This window comes from Roseateles sp. P5_B10 (assembly GCF_056400485.1).
The window spans coordinates 1-646 of the sequence record NZ_JBFULE010001530.1 but is presented as its reverse complement, the minus strand read 5'-3'; the positions used below and the strand labels follow the sequence as shown (position 1 = coordinate 646).

The 646-nt window shown below is 65.6% G+C and carries 1 protein-coding gene; it reads left to right on the top strand.

Annotated features, from left to right (window positions below):
- Positions 1–642 (top strand): maleylacetoacetate isomerase (gene maiA / locus AC1DU6_RS34420; protein ID WP_477862962.1); only part of this gene is annotated, 642 nt, incomplete at its 5' end.
- Positions 643–646: the final 4 nt, after the last annotated feature.

Here is a 646-nt window from a genome sequence, read left to right as displayed (position 1 = left end):
CTTTACGGCTTCTGGCGGACTTCGGCGACCTATCGCGTCCGCGTCGCGCTCAACTTGAAGGGATTGGAAGCGCACGAGCGCGTGATCGACCTCGACAAGGGCGAACAGCGCGGCGACGCGTTCCTCAAGATCAATCCGCTCGGCGCGATTCCGGCCCTGATCGAGCCCGGCCACCTGCCGCTGACGCAGTCGCTGGCGATCCTGGAATTCCTCGACGAGATCCATCCGAGCCCGCCGCTGCTGCCAGCCGATCCGCATGGCCGCGCCCGGTTGCGCTCGATCGCCGCGATGCTGGCCGCCGACACCCATCCGCTCATCACACCGCGTGTGCGCAAATATCTCGCCATCACCGCCGGCTTTGACGACGCCGCAGTGCGCGCCTGGCTGGTGCACTGGTTCACTACGGGCCTCGCCGCCGTGGAAAAGCGCCTCGCCAGCGAGCCCGCCACCGGCCGCTTCTGTCACGGCGACGAGGTGACCATTGCTGACATCTGCCTGCTCAGCATCACCGCGACCATGAAGGTGCTGAAGATCGAGATTGCAGGCATCCCGACCATCGATCGTATCGTCGCCACCTGCGAGGCGATGGAGGCGTTTGCGAAGGCCGATCCGTTGAAGCAACATGGGGCGCCGAAGGGGTAGCTAC